We start from the raw sequence: 15,081 nt of genomic DNA on the forward strand, positions 1-15,081 counted from the left end.
CCCGGCGCCCGGCGGCCCAAACCGCCGTCGAGCAGCCACACGGACCCGAGGAATACGGCAACACAGCCACCGCAGAGGAAGGCCTCTGGGCCCGCAAAGGTTGGGCAGGACGCACGTGACACGCGCGGGATTTACACACGTTTTGTCCTATAACCCAAAGTCGGACACGCGAAGCATCAAAGCCCGGCCCCCTGCGCCTTAAACGCAAGAAGGGCCGGCAACCAAGCGGTTGCCGGCCCTTCTAGTACTTCTGGATTACCAGGAAGACTTGGTGATGCCCGGGAGCTCACCACGGTGAGCCATGTCGCGGAAGCGAACACGGGAGATACCGAACTTCTGGAAGGTACCGCGCGGGCGGCCGTCGATGATGTCGCGGTTACGCAGACGGATCGGGGAGGCGTTGCGGGGCAGCTTCTGCAGGCCGAGGCGAGCCTCTTCGCGTGCTTCGTCAGTCGCGTTGGCGTCAACCAGGGTCTTCTTCAGTTCGAGACGCTTTGCAGCGTAACGCTCAACGATGACCTTGCGCTGCTCGTTGCGAGCAATCTTGGACTTCTTAGCCATGTTTAGCGCTCCTCTCGGAATTCGACGTGCTGGCGGATCTTGGGGTCGTACTTCTTCAGGACCAGGCGGTCCGGGTCGTTACGACGGTTCTTGCGGGTTACGTAGGTGTAACCGGTTCCCGCAGTCGACTTCAGCTTGATGATCGGACGTACGTCCTTGTCTTTTGCCACTAGAGCTTCACCCCGCGAGCCAGAACTTCGGCGACGACTGCGTCGATGCCGCGAACGTCGATGGTCTTGATGCCCTTGGCCGACAGGGTCAGCGTGACATTACGGCGCAGGGACGGAACCCAGTAGCGCTTCTTCTGGATGTTGGGGTCGAACCGACGCTTGTTGCGGCGGTGCGAGTGCGAAATGCTGTGTCCAAAGCCCGGCTCGGCTCCGGTCACCTGGCAGTTTGCTGCCATGACGACTCTCCTAAAAAATAAAATGAAACGGCCAGCAGAGTTCCTGCTTCCCGTGCAATAGGCGACGTCCGCAACCAGTCCACACCGTTTTCGGTAGTTCCCGCGGGCTGGATCCCTTGACTGAAACCAGCCAAAGATCACCGCTGCGGCGAAGGTAGTGGGTCCGGACAACAGGCCGGAATACTGGGCGAATACTGGAATGCACGCAACTTGAGCCCCTAACTACCGGCCCGCGGATATCCCGTTGTTACCAACAGTCACCGCCAACCGGAGCAATTGCACACGCTCCGCGCCACCTAGCGCCTAATAAGTCTAGGGGCTGGGGGAAATTAAGACCAATCGGGTGTATAAGAACGAAGTTCCCAACTCATAAGCGGAGGCTAGGCCCTTCACAGGAGATCGAAAGGTTGAGAGTTCAATCTTGAGGCATGAAGTCACAACTCCTCGCCTCCCCAGGCCAACGTGTGGGTATGCCCCCGGGCCGGCCGCCAGCGCCCGAGCGGCGCAATCCCGCCAAGGGAAGGTTCGCTGCGCAGCATCGCCGACGCATGTTCCGGACGGACATGCTCACCGTTGCGCTGTGGGCTTCCCTCGCGGCGGCGCTGGCGTTGTGGCTCGCCGACGGCGGGATGTCGTCGGTCGGGAACCTCACCCAAGCGGTCACCGCCGCCGGGATCCTCGCCGGGCTTGCCGGTATGGATCTGGTTTTCCTGATGCTTCTGCTCGCGGCACGACTGCCTTTCGTGGACGGCGCGGTCGGCCATGACAGGGCGTTGGAGTTCCACCGGAAGCTAGGCAAACCGGCGCTCTACCTATTGCTGGCGCACGGACTTCTCGTCGCGACCGGTTACGGCATGGCCGAGGGCCTGAACCCCGTCAGCGAAGCCGTTTCGCTCTGGGTGCTGGTACCCGACATGTGGTTGGCGTTCGTCTCCATGGCGCTCTTCATTGCCGTGGTGGTCACCTCGCTGGTAGCTGTTCGCCGCCGCTTTCCCTATGAATTCTGGTACTTCGTCCACCTGCTCACGTATTTGGCCGTAGCGGTCGCCCTGCCTCACCAGTTCAGCGTGGGCGGATTATTCGCCGAAGGCACCTGGCAGCGTTGGTACTGGCTGCTGCTCTACATCGGAACAGGCTCGGCGCTGGCGTGGTTCCGTGTCGCCCAGCCGGTGATAGCCACCTACCGGCACCAGTTGACCGTGCGGCGCGTGGTTCCCCTTGCGCCCGGCGTCTTCAGCATCGAAATGAGCGGCCTGCGATTGAACGAATTGTCGGGAAACGGCGGCCGGTTCTTCGTCTGGCGCTTCCTTGCCCCAGGCATGTGGTGGCAGGCACATCCGTTCAGCCTCTCCGCGGAACCGATCATGCCGCCGTCGGGCACGTCATACGGGCGGTCCGCCCAACAGCCCACCTTGCGGATCAGTGTCCGGAACCTGGGTGCGGGCTCGGCCCGGCTGGCTTCGCTCAAGCCGGGAACGAAAGTAGCCATCGAAGGTCCCTACGGTGTCTTCAGCACGGCGGCCCGGAGCCGGGAACACGTTGTGATGATCGGCGCAGGAATCGGAATCACGCCCCTCCGTGCGCTCCTGGAATCCACCCCCTTCGCGCCCGGCCAGGCGACCGTCCTGTTGCGCGGCAGCACCACTGACGAGCTATTCCTTGGCGACGAGATCCTGGAATTGTGCCGGAAGCGCGGTGCCACGCTCTTCCATCTGACCGGCCCGCGGTCGGCGAATCCCCAAAGCGCGTGGTTGCCTGCCTCTGCCGGCACCTCGCGGCTGCGGGACTTCGTACCGGCCATCACCGACGCGGATGTCTACATCTGTGGTCCATCGGCTTGGGCCCGCCAGGTGCTGGCTGAGGCAAAAAGCTCCGGCGTCCGGGAGGAGCAGCTCCACTACGAAAGGTTTGACTGGTGAGACTCAGGGCAGGAATATCAGCGGCGCTGGCGTCGGCGGCAATCCTTGTGGTCGGGTGGCAGTCGGGTGCACACGTGGCTGACTCGAACGCATCGGCGGTCACCACCTCCGCAACCGGAAACGCGGCCGGAACCACGGGCGATACCGCTTCAGGAACGGGCTCGACGGCGCACGGAACCACCGGGAGCAGTGCGTCCGGATCGTCCTCGGGAACCGGAGCCGGCTCCAGTTCCAGCACGGGCTCCAGTTCGAGTTCCAGTTCCAGTCTGGGGGCATCGGCCAAGGCAGGAGGCACCTACGCCGGCACGGCAGTGGAGACGCGCTTTGGAACGGTACAGGTCCAGGTAACCATCAAGGCCGGCGTGATCACGGATGTCACAGCCCTGCACCTGACCGACCAAGAGCAACGATCCGTCCAGATCAGCGCCAGGGCTGCACCCCTGCTCCGCTCCGAAGTACTGAGCGCCCAGTCGGCGAACGTGCAGACCATCGGCGGGGCCACCTATACCAGCGAGGCATATTTGACGTCGCTCCAGGCAGCCCTCGATGCAGCCCACTTCTAAGCCACGCGAGACCGGAGGGGGCAGTTCGGAGCCCAGCCTTCGTTCCCGAACGTTCACCAGCATGGGCACCGTGGTGAGCCTCGCCATCCCGACTGCTCCAGGGATGGCCCCCCAAGCCGCGGTGGAAGAACTCGAGGCGGCCACCGCCGTCGTCGAGCAGTTGTTCACGGGGTTGGACCGGACGTTTAGCCTCTACCGTCCCGACTCGGAGGCGAGCGCGATGGCGCGGGGCGAGCTGGCCCTGAGGGACGCCTCCGTGGACATGCGCCGGCTGTATGTCGAGGCTGTCGACTGGCGCAGCCTCACGGCAGGTGCGTTTACGGCGGAACGGCCCGACGGCGTCGTGGACTTGGCGGGGATCGTCAAGGGACATGCGATACGGGAAGCCGGAACGTCGCTGCTCGCGCTGGGGCTGCACAATTGGTGCCTCAACGCGGGCGGGGATGTCCTTGTGGCCGGTTCGCCGACGCCGGGCACTGCGCGGCCGTGGCTGGCGGGGATTATTGACCCGGAGGATCGGACGACGCTCCTGACCGCGTTTCCCCTCGGCAGCAAGGGCAGGCACGCGCTGGCGACCTCGGGAACGAGCGAACGCGGCCACCACATTTGGTCCGCGGGCCTCAAATCGGCGCGGGACGAGGGGTTCCGCCAGGTTTCAGTGGCAGCGGCCGATATCATCACGGCCGACGTCCTGGCCACCGCCATCATGGCGGGCGGCGCCGGGACCTTCGCGCTGGCCACCTCCCACTGGGACGTGGACGTGCTCGCGGTGAAGAACGACGGCGAACTGCTCGCCACGCCGGGCTTCCGGAAACTTGCTACGGCCGGGTGAGCTGCGGGTACTTCGGGCTGAGACCGTCACCTGAGGACTTGCCCGTCACGCGGCGGACCACCCACGGGGCTGCGTGTTCACGGGCCCAACGCGCATTGGCCCGCAACGCTTCCACGCGCGCAGGCTGGGGTTGCGGGACCGGCGGCGGAACCTCGAGGGAACCTTCGTGCTCCAGGACGGCCAGCACCCGGTTGGCCATGTTGATGTGGCCCGCAGTGGACATGTGCATCCGGTCCTGCGCCCACATGTGCCAGTCGTGGTATTCGCTGAAGCGCCAGTAGTCCACCACCAGCGCACCGTGGTTTTCGGCGATTTCCCGGAGCAATTCGTTGTAGATCGCGGTGCGTCCGCGCATGGTGCCGAAAACCTTGGAGCTGCGGGCATCGAAGCCCGTGAAGAGAAGCAACGTGGCGCCGGTGGCACTGAGCTTCCCGATGCCGGCCTCGTAGTCTTCCATGAGCCTGTCGATATCGACTTTGGGGCGGAAGATGTCGTTCGCGCCCGCGTATAAGGTCACCAGCGTCGGTTGAAGCGCGACGGCGGCGTCCACCTGCTCTGCCATGACTTGCCGGAGTTTCTTGCCCCGGATGGCCAGGTTGGCGTAGCCGAAATCGTCGTTGCTTTGGGCCAATTGCTGGGCAACAAGGTCTGCCCATCCCCTGACCCCGTTGGGGCGCGAGGGGTCGGCGTCGCCAAGTCCTTCGGTGAACGAGTCACCCAATGCCACGTACCGGGCAGAAAAATCCATGGCGCCAGTCTTTCATCAGTGCGGGGCGGCCGTCACGTGGGGCCGCTGCTCAGGGCGCGGCGGCTCCGGCACCGGCCGCGGGCAGCGGGCGGCAGTTGCCGCCGGCAGCGAGGCCGCTGGCGTGGCGCCGGCGGCTTAGCGTTCGCGCAGGATCCAGTGATCGTCGTCCAACCGGGCCACGATTTTCTCGCCGATCCGCGCGAGGTCCGCAACGTCGTCGTCGGTCATGGCGTCCAACATCAAGGCGCGGACGGCATCCACATGACCCGGGGCGAGGGACACGATGGTATCCATGCCGGCCTCGGTCAGGTGCGCCACGGTGACACGGGCATCGCCCGGGTGAGCCTCGCGCTCCACCCAACCACGCCTCTGCAGCTTGGTGACGACGTGCGACAGCCTCGACAAGGAAGCGCTGGTGCGTGCGGCGAGTTCACTCATCGGCAGGAAACGCCCCTCCGCTTCGGACAACATGGCGAGCACGTTGTAGTCGAAAAGCGACAACTTGCCGGCCGCTTGCAGTTGGGTGTCCAGGGCTGCGGGCAGCAGGGTGTTGATGCTCAGGAGGGCCAGCCAGGCTCGGCGTTCGTCGGCGTTGAGCCAGCGCGGTTCGGTCATGGATTCATCTTAGAAGGAAATCAATGCTTGACACTTCAACTTAAGGTCATTATTGTTTTAGTTGAAGCTTCAAGTAACTGATCGTGAACCAATCGTGAGCACTCAAGCAAAGGAAACAACAATGGCTGACATCACCATCATCGGTACCGGCAACATGGCGTCCGGCATCGTGGCCCGCGCGGCCACCGCAGGCAAGAGCGTCCAGGTACTCAGCCGCGACGCCGGCTCCGCTGCTGCCCTTGCGGCGACGGTCAACGGAACCTCCGGCATCACGGGATCCCCGGTGGAAGGCAGCATCGTGGTGCTGGCCACCCCGTTCGAGGCCTCCAAAGAAGTCCTTTCTTCCTATGGCTCAGCGCTCAACGGCAAGACGATCGTGGACATCTCCAACCCCGTGAACTTCGAGACTTTCGATTCCCTCACCGTTCCCGCCGGGACCTCGGCCGCCGAAGAACTGCAGGCCTTGGTCCCCGGCGCATCGGTCGTGAAGGCCTTCAACACCGTCTTCGCCGCCACGATCGCGGAGGGCGAAGTGGACGGCCAGACCCTCGATGTACTCGTGGCGGGCGACGACGCCGAGGCGACGGCCGCCGTCGTCGACTTCGTCAAAGGTGCCGGGCTGCGTCCGGTGAACGTCGGACCGCTGCGCCGCTCGCGTGAGCTCGAAGCCTTCCAACTGCTCGTCATGACTCTCCAGATCAGCGAAGCCCACCCCGACTACGACTGGAACTCTGCAGTCAAGCTCCTGCCGTAGTTCACTTTCGGAGGGCGGCCGCTTGTGGCCGCCCTCCGCGTTGTAGGCTGGGCGGCATGTTCGTGGTTTCGCTGACTTATAAAGTTCCCGACGAGATCGTCGATTTCCACCGCCCCGCACACATGGATTGGGTCAAAGAAGCGTTCGACGCCGGCACTTTCGTTGCGTCCGGACGTCGCGTTCCAGCCATCGGAGGTGTCCTGTTGTCCAACGTCGACCGTGCAACACTGGACGCTTCCCTGGCGACGGATCCGTTCTACGTCAACGGCGTAGCCGACTTCGAGATCATCGAATTCACGGTCACCACGGCATCCGCGGGCTTCGAAAACCTGCTGGACTAGTTAGCTTGGGCGTCACGCGGGGCACACCGCCGCCAAAAATTTGTCAGGCGTGACGCCACCCCCTTAAATCCGGGCCGGCTCTGGGGACGTCCCCAACCGCTCCGGCAAGACCACCGGCATAAGGGCCGGCCAGCGGGCGCTCAGGTGATCGCCGCTCGAAACTCCCCTGAAACGACGCGAAAGCCAGGGTGCCACATCGCGCCTGAGCCACGCGGCGTCGTCGGTCATGATCTCGGCGCGGCTCCGCGGTTGCAGCGCCCCAAGCACCGGTGCGGCGAGCGAGTGCGTGGCACCCAAGACCTCCAAGACCTTCTTGGCCATGTATTCGTGCCCGATACCGGACATGTGCAGCCGGTCCGGAGCCCACATCCGGCGGTCCTGATATTTTTCGAAGCACCAATGGTCCACCAGAAGCGTTCCGTAGGCTGCGGAAATGCGCCGGATGTGTTTATTGAAGACTGCCGTGCGCAGCTTGAGCGGCTCCAACACCGGCGAAAGCGGCACGTTGTACTCAGTGAAAAGCAGGACGTGGGCGCCACTGTCCGCGATCCGGGCAACGGCATTCTCGAATCCACGGACCAGCATGCGCATGTCCAGTCGTGCGCCGAGCAGATCGTTGCCGCCAGCGTGGAAACTGACCAGGGTGGGGGCCATCGCGAGCGCGGGCTCGAGTTGTTCAACCACGATCTGCCTGAGCCGACGGCCGCGGAGGGCAAGGTTGGCGTACTGCGTCTGCGGCTGGTGCCTTGCCAGTTCCTCTGCCACGCGATCGGCCCAGCCCCTGCAATCGTTGGGAAGGCGAAGGTCTACGTCGCCGACGCCTTCAGTGAAGGAATCTCCGACGGCGACGAATCGCATCGGCGTCTCCATGGCCATGGTCATGTCCCCCCGTTGTTTTGAGCTTTGCCTTGCGCGTCACTTCCAGCAGCGGCGGCGCCCGCCGCGGCGGCCTGGCGTTCCGCGAGTTTTCGCAGCCCGGCCTTCCGCGGCACCTTCACGGGCTCGGGCCAGCGCGGGCCAAGGGCGTCCCCGAGCGTGACGCCGCGAAGCTTCCGGCCAAACAACGGCAGCACCCAGTCGTTCACCCAGCGGCGCTGACGGCGTTCCCAGTCGCGCAACTTGAGGCGCTGCGGCGGTTCCCAGTCTTTGGGCGAGAACTTATGCGGGACACCGAGGTGATCCAGGACCTGCGACGCCATATATTTGTGCCCGGCTTTGGACATGTGAAGGCGGTCCGAAGCCCACATCCGGCGGTCGTGGTAAGCGTCAAGGCACCAATAATCCACCAGCACGGCCCCGTACTTGGCGGCCAGCTCGCGGACGCGCTCGTTGTAGAGGGCATTCCGCTTCTTGAAGGGTTCCAGCACGGCCGAGACCTTGACGTCGTACCCCGTGAACAAGACCAAGGTGGCCCCCGTGGCTGCGAGGCGGGCCACGAGCCTTTCGTACTCGGCCATGAGGATGTCCATGTCCGTGCCGAAGTCCAGGATGTCGTTTCCGCCGGTGTAGAGCGTGATGAGCGTGGGTTCCATGGCCAGGGCACGGTCCAATTGCTCGTCGACGATGTGACGGAGCCGCTTGCTCCGCACCGCAAGATTGGCATACTCCCAGCCAGGTTCGGCCTTGGCCAGTTTCTCGGCGACGCGGTCGGCCCAGCCCCGGACGCCGTTCGGCAGGGCCTCGTTCCGGTCCCCCACGCCCTCGGTGAAGGAATCGCCCAAGGCAACAAACCGCCGTCGTCCGTTCTGGTCAGCATCAAGCACGTTCCCAGCCACCACGCCAGCGTAGCCCCGCCCGGTTGCCCGCCGGCAAAGCCCAGGTTAATTCGACGCTCGCTCACCTATAGGGCATTCTGGCCGAACGCCCGCTCACCTATGGCGCGTTTCGGGCGAACCCCCGCTCACCTATAGCCCCATTCGGCCAGACGCCCGCTCACCTGACGTGAGCGAGCGTTCCCGGTTTTGGCCGCATATGTGAGCGAGCGTCGGCGAAAAGGACGATATATGTGAGCCGGCGTCGGAGGGGGCGGGTTAGAGTTCGGCTTTCCCTTTGCGCCAGTAGCCCATGAACGCCACCTGCTTCCGGTCGATCCCCACATCCCGGACCAGGTACCGGCGCAACTCTTTAATGACTCCTGCCTCGCCTGCGATCCAGGCGTAGAACGGCAAAGCGCCCGCGGGAAGGCCAGGGTTGCGGCTCGCTTCGATCGCGGCCGTGTCCATGCGCAGCGGGGTTTCCCACAAGATGTCCCGGTCCACGTTGACATCTTCCGGCTCGGGTCCGGCGGCGCCATCGAGCGAGATGATCCCCACCCAACCGGGGACGGGTACAGCTCCGCGTACGGCTTCCTTCAGCAACTCCCCGTGAGGCCGGGACCGGCCGAGGGCCGTGCCCCGCGCGAGCCACGTGATTTCGATGTCGGCGTCTGTGTCGAGGTCTTGGAAATCCCCGGCCTCGGGTACCTCAAGGAAGGCATGCCCTGTGATTCCCGCGGGCAACGATTCAAGGATCGCGCTGATAGCGGGGACCGCCGTTTCGTCCCCAGCTAGAAGGATCCGCTGCGCCAGGCCGGGACGCCATTCGATGCCGGAGTATGTTTCGGCGGTGACGCAATGGGCTGCCCGGTTGTTCGGGCCGATGATGGTGATCGAATCCCCCGGCTTCGCGGCGAGCGCCCAGTTTGCAGCGGGCCCGCCCGTCGGGTGAGCCGCACCGCCGTCGACGCCGGGCCCCACCGCACCGCCGCTAGCGCCGCCGGCCCGACCGCCGTGACCGCCGCCGTCGAAGTGCATCACGAAGTCGACGTCGATCTCCGGGTAGACAGCGTCAAGCCTCTCGTTCCGCACAGTGTAGGTCCGCATCGATCCGCGGACCGCGGGATCCATCGCCAACCACTCTTGGTACCAACCGGCGTCGCCCGTGTGGAAGGCGGGCAACGGCAGGGGGTGCCCGCCGGCGTCGAGCGAGGGAATCATGAGTTTGATGCGCAGGTCCAGGGTGTTCCCCGAAACCCCGAATCCGCGCAGGCAATATCCCCCGAACGTGATGCGGCGGAAGTGGGGGCCGAGATCCTCGACGGCGGTGACCGTGACATCGAAGGCCAGGGTCATCGGCTCCGTGGTTGCGTTTCGCACAACGGCGTCTGCGTTCATGAGGCGAACTCCAATTCGATGGACGTTGAGTGAGCGGCGGTGCGATGCCGGCCGATCGGGAGAACGAGCGGGGTGCCGGAAATTGGATCCGGAACCACCCGGGAATCCAAGCCAAAAACGTCGCGCACCAAGTCCTCGGTGACCACTTCAATCGCGGGCCCCTCGGCGACGATCGCCCCGGTCTTCATGGCGATGACGTGGTCGGCGTAACGCGCTGCCAGGTTGAGGTCATGCAACACGATTGCCACGGTGGTCCCCCGGCTGCGGTTGAGGTCGGTCACCAGGTCCAGCACCTCCACTTGGTGTGCCAGGTCAAGGTAGGTGGTGGGTTCGTCAAGGAGCAGGACCTCGGTCTCCTGCGCAAGGGCCATGGCGATCCACACCCTCTGGCGCTGCCCACCGGACAATTCGTCGACGTTCCGTTCAGCAAGCTCAAGCGTTGACGTGGTCTCGAGTGCGCGTTGCACGGCGAGATCATGCACCGACCGGTCGCCAGTCCTCCAGTGGCGGAAGAACCCTTGGTGCGGATACCGTCCGCGGCCCACCAGTTCGCGGACGGTGATGCCGTCCGGGGCAAGGGGGTGCTGCGGAAGAAGGCCGAGCGTGCGGGCGAGTTCGCGGGCCGGGCGGGAGTAGATGTCCTTGCCATCCAGTGTGACGACGYCGGCGCTCGGCTTCAGGAGCCTGGACAGCCCTCGGAGCAGCGTGGATTTCCCGCAGGCGTTGGCACCCACGATCATGGTCACTTTGCCTTCGGGAACCTCCGTCGAGAGTCCTTCGACCACCCGTCGTTGCTCGTATTGGAGCGTCAAGCCGCGTGCGCTCAGTTGTGCCATGTCAGGCTTCCTTTCGGTTGGAGGTGACCAGAAGCCACAACAGGAATGGAGCGCCGAGGGCGCCGGTAATGACGCCGACCGGCAGGACGGTGCCGGCCAGAACCAGGGGTGCCACGTTGTACGCGAAGTAGTCGGCCGCGAGGACGATCAAGGTGCCGGTGAACGCCGACGCCGGGAGGCTGGGTCGGCCGACCACCCGCCGGGCGATCGGCCCGGCGAGGAAGGCGACGAAGGCAACCGGACCGGCAGCCGCCGTCGCCATTGCTGCGAGCGCGACGGCGGTGATCACCAGGCCGAAACGTACGGCGTTTACGCGGATTCCTAGTCCGGCCGCGGCGTCGTCCCCGAGTTCGAGCATACGCAGCGGTACGGCGAGGAGGGCCAGCGCCGGAACAAGCACGGCGAGCGAGGCCATGAGTACGCCCACGCGCTCCCAATTGGCCGAATTCAAGGAACCGTTGAGCCATATGAGGGCCTCGGAGGCTGTTCGGATATCCGCCTGGGTCATGAGGAAGTTCACCACCGCCCCCAATGAGGCGGCGACACCAACGCCGGCGAGGATAAGCCGGTTGCCTGCCGCATTCCCGCGACGGCCGCCCGACCCGCCCCCTGAACCCGAGCCGCCGCGCGAAATGGCGTAGATGACAAGCGCGACGCCGATCGCACCAGCGAGCGCGGCCGCGGACACGGCGGCACCGGACGCGCCGAACACCACAATGGCCAGGACTGCAGCGGCACTCGCACCGTAACTGATGCCGATGACGTCGGGGCTGGCAAGGGGGTTGCGCAGCATGGTCTGGAAGAGCCCGCCCGAGAGGCCGAACGCCACACCAATCAGGATTGCCAGCACGGCCCGGGGCAGTTTGTTTTCCATGACGATGAAGCTTGCGCCCGGGATCTTCTCCCCGCCCGTCAAGTGGGCAGTGAGGATCCTGAAGAAATCGGGGATGGTGACCGTGTAGCTGCCAAGGAGCACAGTCACTGCAAAGAGGACCACGACGCCGGTGCCCAGGAGTGCGGTCCTGCTGCGGAGGTTCACAGCGACGCCCCCTCGCCCCGGCGGACGAGCCACACGAAGACGGGGGCACCGACGATGGCCGTCATGATGCCCGCGGGAACTTCGCCCGGCAGCAGCGCTACTCGGCCGATCACGTCCGAAACCAGGAGGAGTGCCGGCGCGAGAACCATGGAGAACGGCAGGATCCAGCGGTAGTCCGGACCCGTAAAGAAACGCACGGCATGTGGAACCACGAGTCCGACGAATCCGATGGGACCAGCCAACGCCGTGGCCGATCCGCAGAGCAGCACGATTCCAAGCGCGGTGACGCCCCTGGCCAGGGTCACATTCTGGCCGAGCCCGCGGGCAACGTCATCGCCGAGGGCCAGGCTGTTGAGGATCCGCCCGCTGCCCAGCACGATCAACGCGCCAATCAGCAGGAAGGGCAATCCGGTCAACACCACGGACCAGTCGCTGCCGGCAATTCCACCCACCTGCCAGAAACGGAAGCGGTCCAGGGTGTCCTGGCTCGAAACCAGGATGACGTTCATTATCGAGTAAAGCCCCGCACTCAGCGCCGCCCCCGCCAAAGCGAGCTTCACCGGCGTCGCACCGTCACGCCCGATCGACGCAATCAGATAGACGACGACGGCGGCCGCCGCGGCACCGACGAAGGCGAACCAGATGTAGCCGCTCGCCCCCGAGATACCGAAAAGGTAGATCCCGGCGACCACAGCCAGTGCCGCCCCGGCGTTGACGCCCATGATGCCCGGGTCCGCAAGGGGGTTGCGGGAGACGCCCTGCATCGCGGCGCCCGCAAGGCCAAGGGCAGCCCCTGCCACCAAACCGAGCACAGTGCGTGGAATGCGGGTGTGGACCACCGCATGGTTCCCGTCGTCGGGGCTGAACTGCGTGAGTGCTTGCCACACGGTTTCGAGGGACAAGCCCCGTGCGCCGATCGCGAGCGAGGCCGCACAGGCAAGCGCAAGCACGACGACGGCGGCCAGCAGCCAGGCGGCGCGGTTGCCGCGTCCCCGGCCCCCGACGTCGGGCCCGGCCTTCGCGCGAACTGGCAGGTGTTGCCCTGTGGAAGCGATGTGAGGGTCATGAGCTGCCAGCTCGCGCGCCGTTCCGCCCGCGGAAGGTGGGCCCGCCGTCGTCGTGCTTTGTGTCATGTCAGGCGTTTCGCTACTTGGTGGCCGCGTCGGCGCCCTTGGCCAGCTGCGGCAGGAACATGTCCAGTGCCCACGGCAAGCTCAGCGGCGAGGATGCGGAGATCGCCAGGGTGAGGGTGTTGTCGGAGTCTGCAACCAGGGCGCCCTTCTTGATCGCGGGGATCTGCCCCAGCAGGGGGTCCTGCTTGATTTGGTCCGTGGTCTTGGAATCCGGCACCCAGGTCACGAAGACGTCCGAGGAAAGCTCGTTGGCCTTTTCGGCGGACCACGGAACGAAAAATTCCTTGGAGCCCTTGCTGGCGTTCTGCACCACGGGGGCGAGCGTCATGCCGATTTCGGACAGGAAACGCGGTCGGTTGTCGTTGGCTGTGTAGACGTTGACGCCGTCGCCCTTGGCAGGCTCAAGGTTGCCGTAGATGAAGGACTTGCCGGCGAGCTGCGGAAACGCGGCGACCTTGGTCTTGATGGTGGCCTCGGTGTCCGAGACGAGCTTGGTGGCCTCTGAGCTCTTACCCAAGGCCTGGCCGATGATCGTGGTGGCTTCCTGCCATGGCGTGCCGTACGCGAGTTCGGGCTGCGCCACCACGGGGGCAATTTCGGAGAGCTTCTTGTAGTCCGCCTCGGTCAGGCCGGAATAGGCGGCAAGGATGACGTCCGGTGCCAGCTTGGCGATCTCCGTGAAGTTGATGCCGTCGGCCTCGGAGAACTGGGCTGGCGCCTTCGCGGTGCCAAAGCCGGCACCCAACTTCTCGAGCGCGGCGTCCTTCCAGGGGGTGGAACCCTTGCCGTTGTTGCCCCATTCGTTTTTCGGGACCCCGACGGGCACGACGCCGAGAGCCAAGGCAACATCGTCGTTGACCCACGAGACGGTTACCACGCGTTGCGGTTGCGCCTTGATGGTGGTCTCACCGAAGACGTTCTTGATGGTGATTGGGAACTGACCGCTTGAGGCCGGCGTCGTCGCTGAACTGGCGGTAGTTGAGCCGGTCGAGCAAGCGGTGAGGGACAGCGCGACGGCGGCAACGGCTGCGGTCGCTGCACCTGCGGTCTTCAGCAGGGCTCGGCGTGAGGGGAGGGAAGCCACGGGACTCCTTAGGTAAGTGATGCAAACCTAAGTAAGGCTAGCCTACCCTTCTGATAATTACGAAACGTTTGCGTCGCGTAATTAATTCACGCTTTGCGTGCCCTCAAACGCCCGCTCACCTATCACGGCCAAAACCCCATCGCCCGCTCACCTATAGCGACAAAACGGCGATCGCTCGCTCACCTATAGCGACAAAACGGCGAACGCTCGCTCACCTATGGGAACAAACGGCACGGGAATTTTTGGACACCAACGACGACTTTTGCAAAGATGACAGAGCCGGTTGATTCAACGAACTGGCCAGGGCCGTGAAAGCGGCGAAGATCGAGAGGATGAGCATGCGCACTACACACGTTGGCGCTGCGATGGTTGGCGAGGTGGCCGTTTTGGCCTGCTTTGCAGCCCCCTCTGCGTCGGCCATCCCGCTCGGCGGCCAGGGAAACTAAACCCACCGCCCCTGCACTAGAAGCACTCTAAGGTTCCTTTGCGGTGCCCTCGGATCGCCAGACGCCATGCGTCCTTCCTCTTCGGAGCCCAATCGATCTGAAAGAACTTTGCCGTGCAGAAAATCACCGCCCAACAAATCCGTTCCTCATTCATCAACGCGAGCCGCTCGGAGGCCGCCAAACTCAACCTCCCGAAGGACTTCGATTCCCTCGACTGGGACAACCTCGAATTCCTTGGCTGGCGCGACGAGAAGATGCCGATGCGAGGCTACCTCGTTCTCCCGAACGACGGTTCCCTTACCGGCATCATGCTGCGCGCGCCCGAGGGAGGCTCCGGCAAGAAGCGTTCGGTCCTTTGCGAACTGTGCCGCGACGTGTTTTCCAAGGACGATGTGTATCTTTGGGTTGCCAAACGCGCGGGCCAATCGGGCCGCGACGGCAACACTGTGGGGACGTTGATCTGCGCAGAATTCGGCTGCTGCGCCAACGTCCGGAAGGAACCCCCGGCGAATGAGATCAATCCGGACCCGGCCGACGTCGTCGTTCGCCAAATCGCCGGGCTGCAGTCCCGGACCGCCCAGTTCCTGGGGCGGGTCCAAGGGAAGTAGCCGCCTGCGGCGGACGCTCGCTCTATCTCTAGTGAGCGAGCGTC

Annotated in this window: 18 protein-coding genes; 6 read left to right on the plus strand and 12 right to left on the minus strand. The window is 64.6% G+C overall.

What is annotated here, in order from left to right:
* Positions 1-255 precede the first annotated feature (255 nt).
* From rpsN to rpmB, 3 genes are read right to left on the minus strand one after another with little or no spacing between them, the layout of a single operon-like run.
* Complete coding sequence (rpsN, locus tag AB4068_RS12830; protein ID WP_028267656.1) at positions 256-561, minus strand: 30S ribosomal protein S14; 306 nt, start codon at positions 559-561, stop codon at positions 256-258.
* Positions 562-563: 2 nt separating this feature from the next.
* Complete coding sequence (gene rpmG / locus AB4068_RS12835; protein ID WP_003798558.1) at positions 564-731, minus strand: 50S ribosomal protein L33; 168 nt, start codon at positions 729-731, stop codon at positions 564-566.
* The gene (gene rpmB / locus AB4068_RS12840) at positions 731-967 is read right to left on the minus strand and encodes a 50S ribosomal protein L28 (RefSeq protein ID WP_078107326.1); all 237 of its coding nucleotides are present in this window, start codon (positions 965-967) and stop codon (positions 731-733) included. The genes rpmG and rpmB overlap by 1 nt, the downstream gene beginning before the upstream one ends.
* A gap of 428 nt (positions 968-1,395) precedes the next feature.
* Between rpmB and AB4068_RS12845 the strand changes: the two genes are divergently transcribed.
* The 3 genes from AB4068_RS12845 to AB4068_RS12855 all read left to right on the plus strand — a co-directional run bounded on the left by AB4068_RS12845 (position 1,396) and on the right by AB4068_RS12855 (position 4,281).
* Entirely contained in the window at positions 1,396-2,886 is a 1,491-nt protein-coding gene (locus AB4068_RS12845) for a ferredoxin reductase family protein (protein WP_441433577.1), read from the plus strand.
* Positions 2,883-3,449 carry an FMN-binding protein gene (locus AB4068_RS12850; protein ID WP_441433578.1) on the plus strand — a complete coding sequence of 189 codons (567 nt, stop codon included), beginning with the start codon at positions 2,883-2,885 and terminating at the stop codon, positions 3,447-3,449. The genes AB4068_RS12845 and AB4068_RS12850 overlap by 4 nt, the downstream gene beginning before the upstream one ends.
* A 61-nt stretch (positions 3,450-3,510) precedes the next feature.
* The gene (locus AB4068_RS12855) at positions 3,511-4,281 is read left to right on the plus strand and encodes an FAD:protein FMN transferase (RefSeq protein WP_441433579.1); all 771 of its coding nucleotides are present in this window, start codon (positions 3,511-3,513) and stop codon (positions 4,279-4,281) included.
* Here the strand turns inward: AB4068_RS12855 and AB4068_RS12860 are convergent.
* Both AB4068_RS12860 and AB4068_RS12865 read right to left on the minus strand, forming a co-directional pair.
* Entirely contained in the window at positions 4,268-5,029 is a 762-nt protein-coding gene (locus AB4068_RS12860) for an SGNH/GDSL hydrolase family protein (protein WP_441433580.1), read from the minus strand. The genes AB4068_RS12855 and AB4068_RS12860 overlap by 14 nt on opposite strands.
* A 135-nt stretch (positions 5,030-5,164) precedes the next feature.
* Positions 5,165-5,644 carry a MarR family winged helix-turn-helix transcriptional regulator gene (locus tag AB4068_RS12865; RefSeq protein ID WP_234754501.1) on the minus strand — a complete coding sequence of 160 codons (480 nt, stop codon included), beginning with the start codon at positions 5,642-5,644 and terminating at the stop codon, positions 5,165-5,167.
* 121 nt (positions 5,645-5,765) lie between these two features.
* On the opposite strand from AB4068_RS12865, the gene AB4068_RS12870 reads away from it, so the two are divergent.
* Complete coding sequence (locus tag AB4068_RS12870) at positions 5,766-6,398, plus strand: NADPH-dependent F420 reductase (protein WP_441433581.1); 633 nt, start codon at positions 5,766-5,768, stop codon at positions 6,396-6,398.
* Positions 6,399-6,454: 56 nt separating this feature from the next.
* The gene (locus tag AB4068_RS12875; RefSeq protein ID WP_059388678.1) at positions 6,455-6,739 is read left to right on the plus strand and encodes a YciI family protein; all 285 of its coding nucleotides are present in this window, start codon (positions 6,455-6,457) and stop codon (positions 6,737-6,739) included.
* A gap of 63 nt (positions 6,740-6,802) precedes the next feature.
* Here the strand turns inward: AB4068_RS12875 and AB4068_RS12880 are convergent, their stop codons facing one another.
* From AB4068_RS12880 to AB4068_RS12910, 7 genes are all read right to left on the minus strand, one after another.
* Positions 6,803-7,609, minus strand: a complete 807-nt coding sequence (locus tag AB4068_RS12880) for an SGNH/GDSL hydrolase family protein (protein ID WP_441433619.1) — start codon at positions 7,607-7,609, stop codon at positions 6,803-6,805.
* Between the two features lie 8 nt (positions 7,610-7,617).
* Positions 7,618-8,514, minus strand: a complete 897-nt coding sequence (locus AB4068_RS12885) for an SGNH/GDSL hydrolase family protein (protein ID WP_441433582.1) — start codon at positions 8,512-8,514, stop codon at positions 7,618-7,620.
* Positions 8,515-8,769: 255 nt separating this feature from the next.
* Complete coding sequence (locus tag AB4068_RS12890) at positions 8,770-9,891, minus strand: siderophore-interacting protein (RefSeq protein ID WP_441433583.1); 1,122 nt, start codon at positions 9,889-9,891, stop codon at positions 8,770-8,772.
* Positions 9,888-10,727 carry an ABC transporter ATP-binding protein gene (locus tag AB4068_RS12895; protein WP_441433584.1) on the minus strand — a complete coding sequence of 280 codons (840 nt, stop codon included), beginning with the start codon at positions 10,725-10,727 and terminating at the stop codon, positions 9,888-9,890. The genes AB4068_RS12890 and AB4068_RS12895 overlap by 4 nt, the downstream gene beginning before the upstream one ends.
* A 1-nt stretch (position 10,728) precedes the next feature.
* Complete coding sequence (locus AB4068_RS12900; RefSeq protein WP_441433585.1) at positions 10,729-11,766, minus strand: FecCD family ABC transporter permease; 1,038 nt, start codon at positions 11,764-11,766, stop codon at positions 10,729-10,731.
* A complete protein-coding gene (locus AB4068_RS12905) occupies positions 11,763-12,899 on the minus strand; it encodes a FecCD family ABC transporter permease (protein WP_441433586.1) in 1,137 nt (378 codons plus the stop codon). The genes AB4068_RS12900 and AB4068_RS12905 overlap by 4 nt, the downstream gene beginning before the upstream one ends.
* Before the next feature lie 13 nt (positions 12,900-12,912).
* Positions 12,913-13,983, minus strand: a complete 1,071-nt coding sequence (locus AB4068_RS12910; protein ID WP_441433587.1) for an iron-siderophore ABC transporter substrate-binding protein — start codon at positions 13,981-13,983, stop codon at positions 12,913-12,915.
* 559 nt (positions 13,984-14,542) lie between these two features.
* Here AB4068_RS12910 and AB4068_RS12915 point away from each other — a divergent pair.
* Positions 14,543-15,037: an FBP domain-containing protein gene (locus tag AB4068_RS12915; protein ID WP_306963518.1), complete on the plus strand. Its 495-nt coding sequence runs from the start codon at positions 14,543-14,545 to the stop codon at positions 15,035-15,037.
* Positions 15,038-15,081: the final 44 nt, after the last annotated feature.

Origin of the sequence: Arthrobacter sp. 2RAF22 (genome assembly GCF_052115325.1) — a bacterium.
GTDB lineage: Bacteria > Actinomycetota > Actinomycetes > Actinomycetales > Micrococcaceae > Arthrobacter.

Coding starts and splice junctions, on each gene's coding strand:
- AB4068_RS12860 (WP_441433580.1), bottom strand. CDS start 5,029: ATGGATTTTTCTGCCCGGTACGTGGCATTGGGTGACTCGTTCACCGAA.
- AB4068_RS12865 (WP_234754501.1), bottom strand. CDS start 5,644: ATGACCGAACCGCGCTGGCTCAACGCCGACGAACGCCGAGCCTGGCTG.
- AB4068_RS12890 (WP_441433583.1), bottom strand. CDS start 9,891: ATGAACGCAGACGCCGTTGTGCGAAACGCAACCACGGAGCCGATGACC.
- AB4068_RS12870 (WP_441433581.1), top strand. CDS start 5,766: ATGGCTGACATCACCATCATCGGTACCGGCAACATGGCGTCCGGCATC.
- AB4068_RS12875 (WP_059388678.1), top strand. CDS start 6,455: ATGTTCGTGGTTTCGCTGACTTATAAAGTTCCCGACGAGATCGTCGAT.
- rpmB (WP_078107326.1), bottom strand. CDS start 967: ATGGCAGCAAACTGCCAGGTGACCGGAGCCGAGCCGGGCTTTGGACAC.
- AB4068_RS12905 (WP_441433586.1), bottom strand. CDS start 12,899: ATGACACAAAGCACGACGACGGCGGGCCCACCTTCCGCGGGCGGAACG.
- AB4068_RS12880 (WP_441433619.1), bottom strand. CDS start 7,609: ATGGAGACGCCGATGCGATTCGTCGCCGTCGGAGATTCCTTCACTGAA.
- AB4068_RS12855 (WP_441433579.1), top strand. CDS start 3,511: ATGGGCACCGTGGTGAGCCTCGCCATCCCGACTGCTCCAGGGATGGCC.
- rpsN (WP_028267656.1), bottom strand. CDS start 561: ATGGCTAAGAAGTCCAAGATTGCTCGCAACGAGCAGCGCAAGGTCATC.
- AB4068_RS12845 (WP_441433577.1), top strand. CDS start 1,396: ATGAAGTCACAACTCCTCGCCTCCCCAGGCCAACGTGTGGGTATGCCC.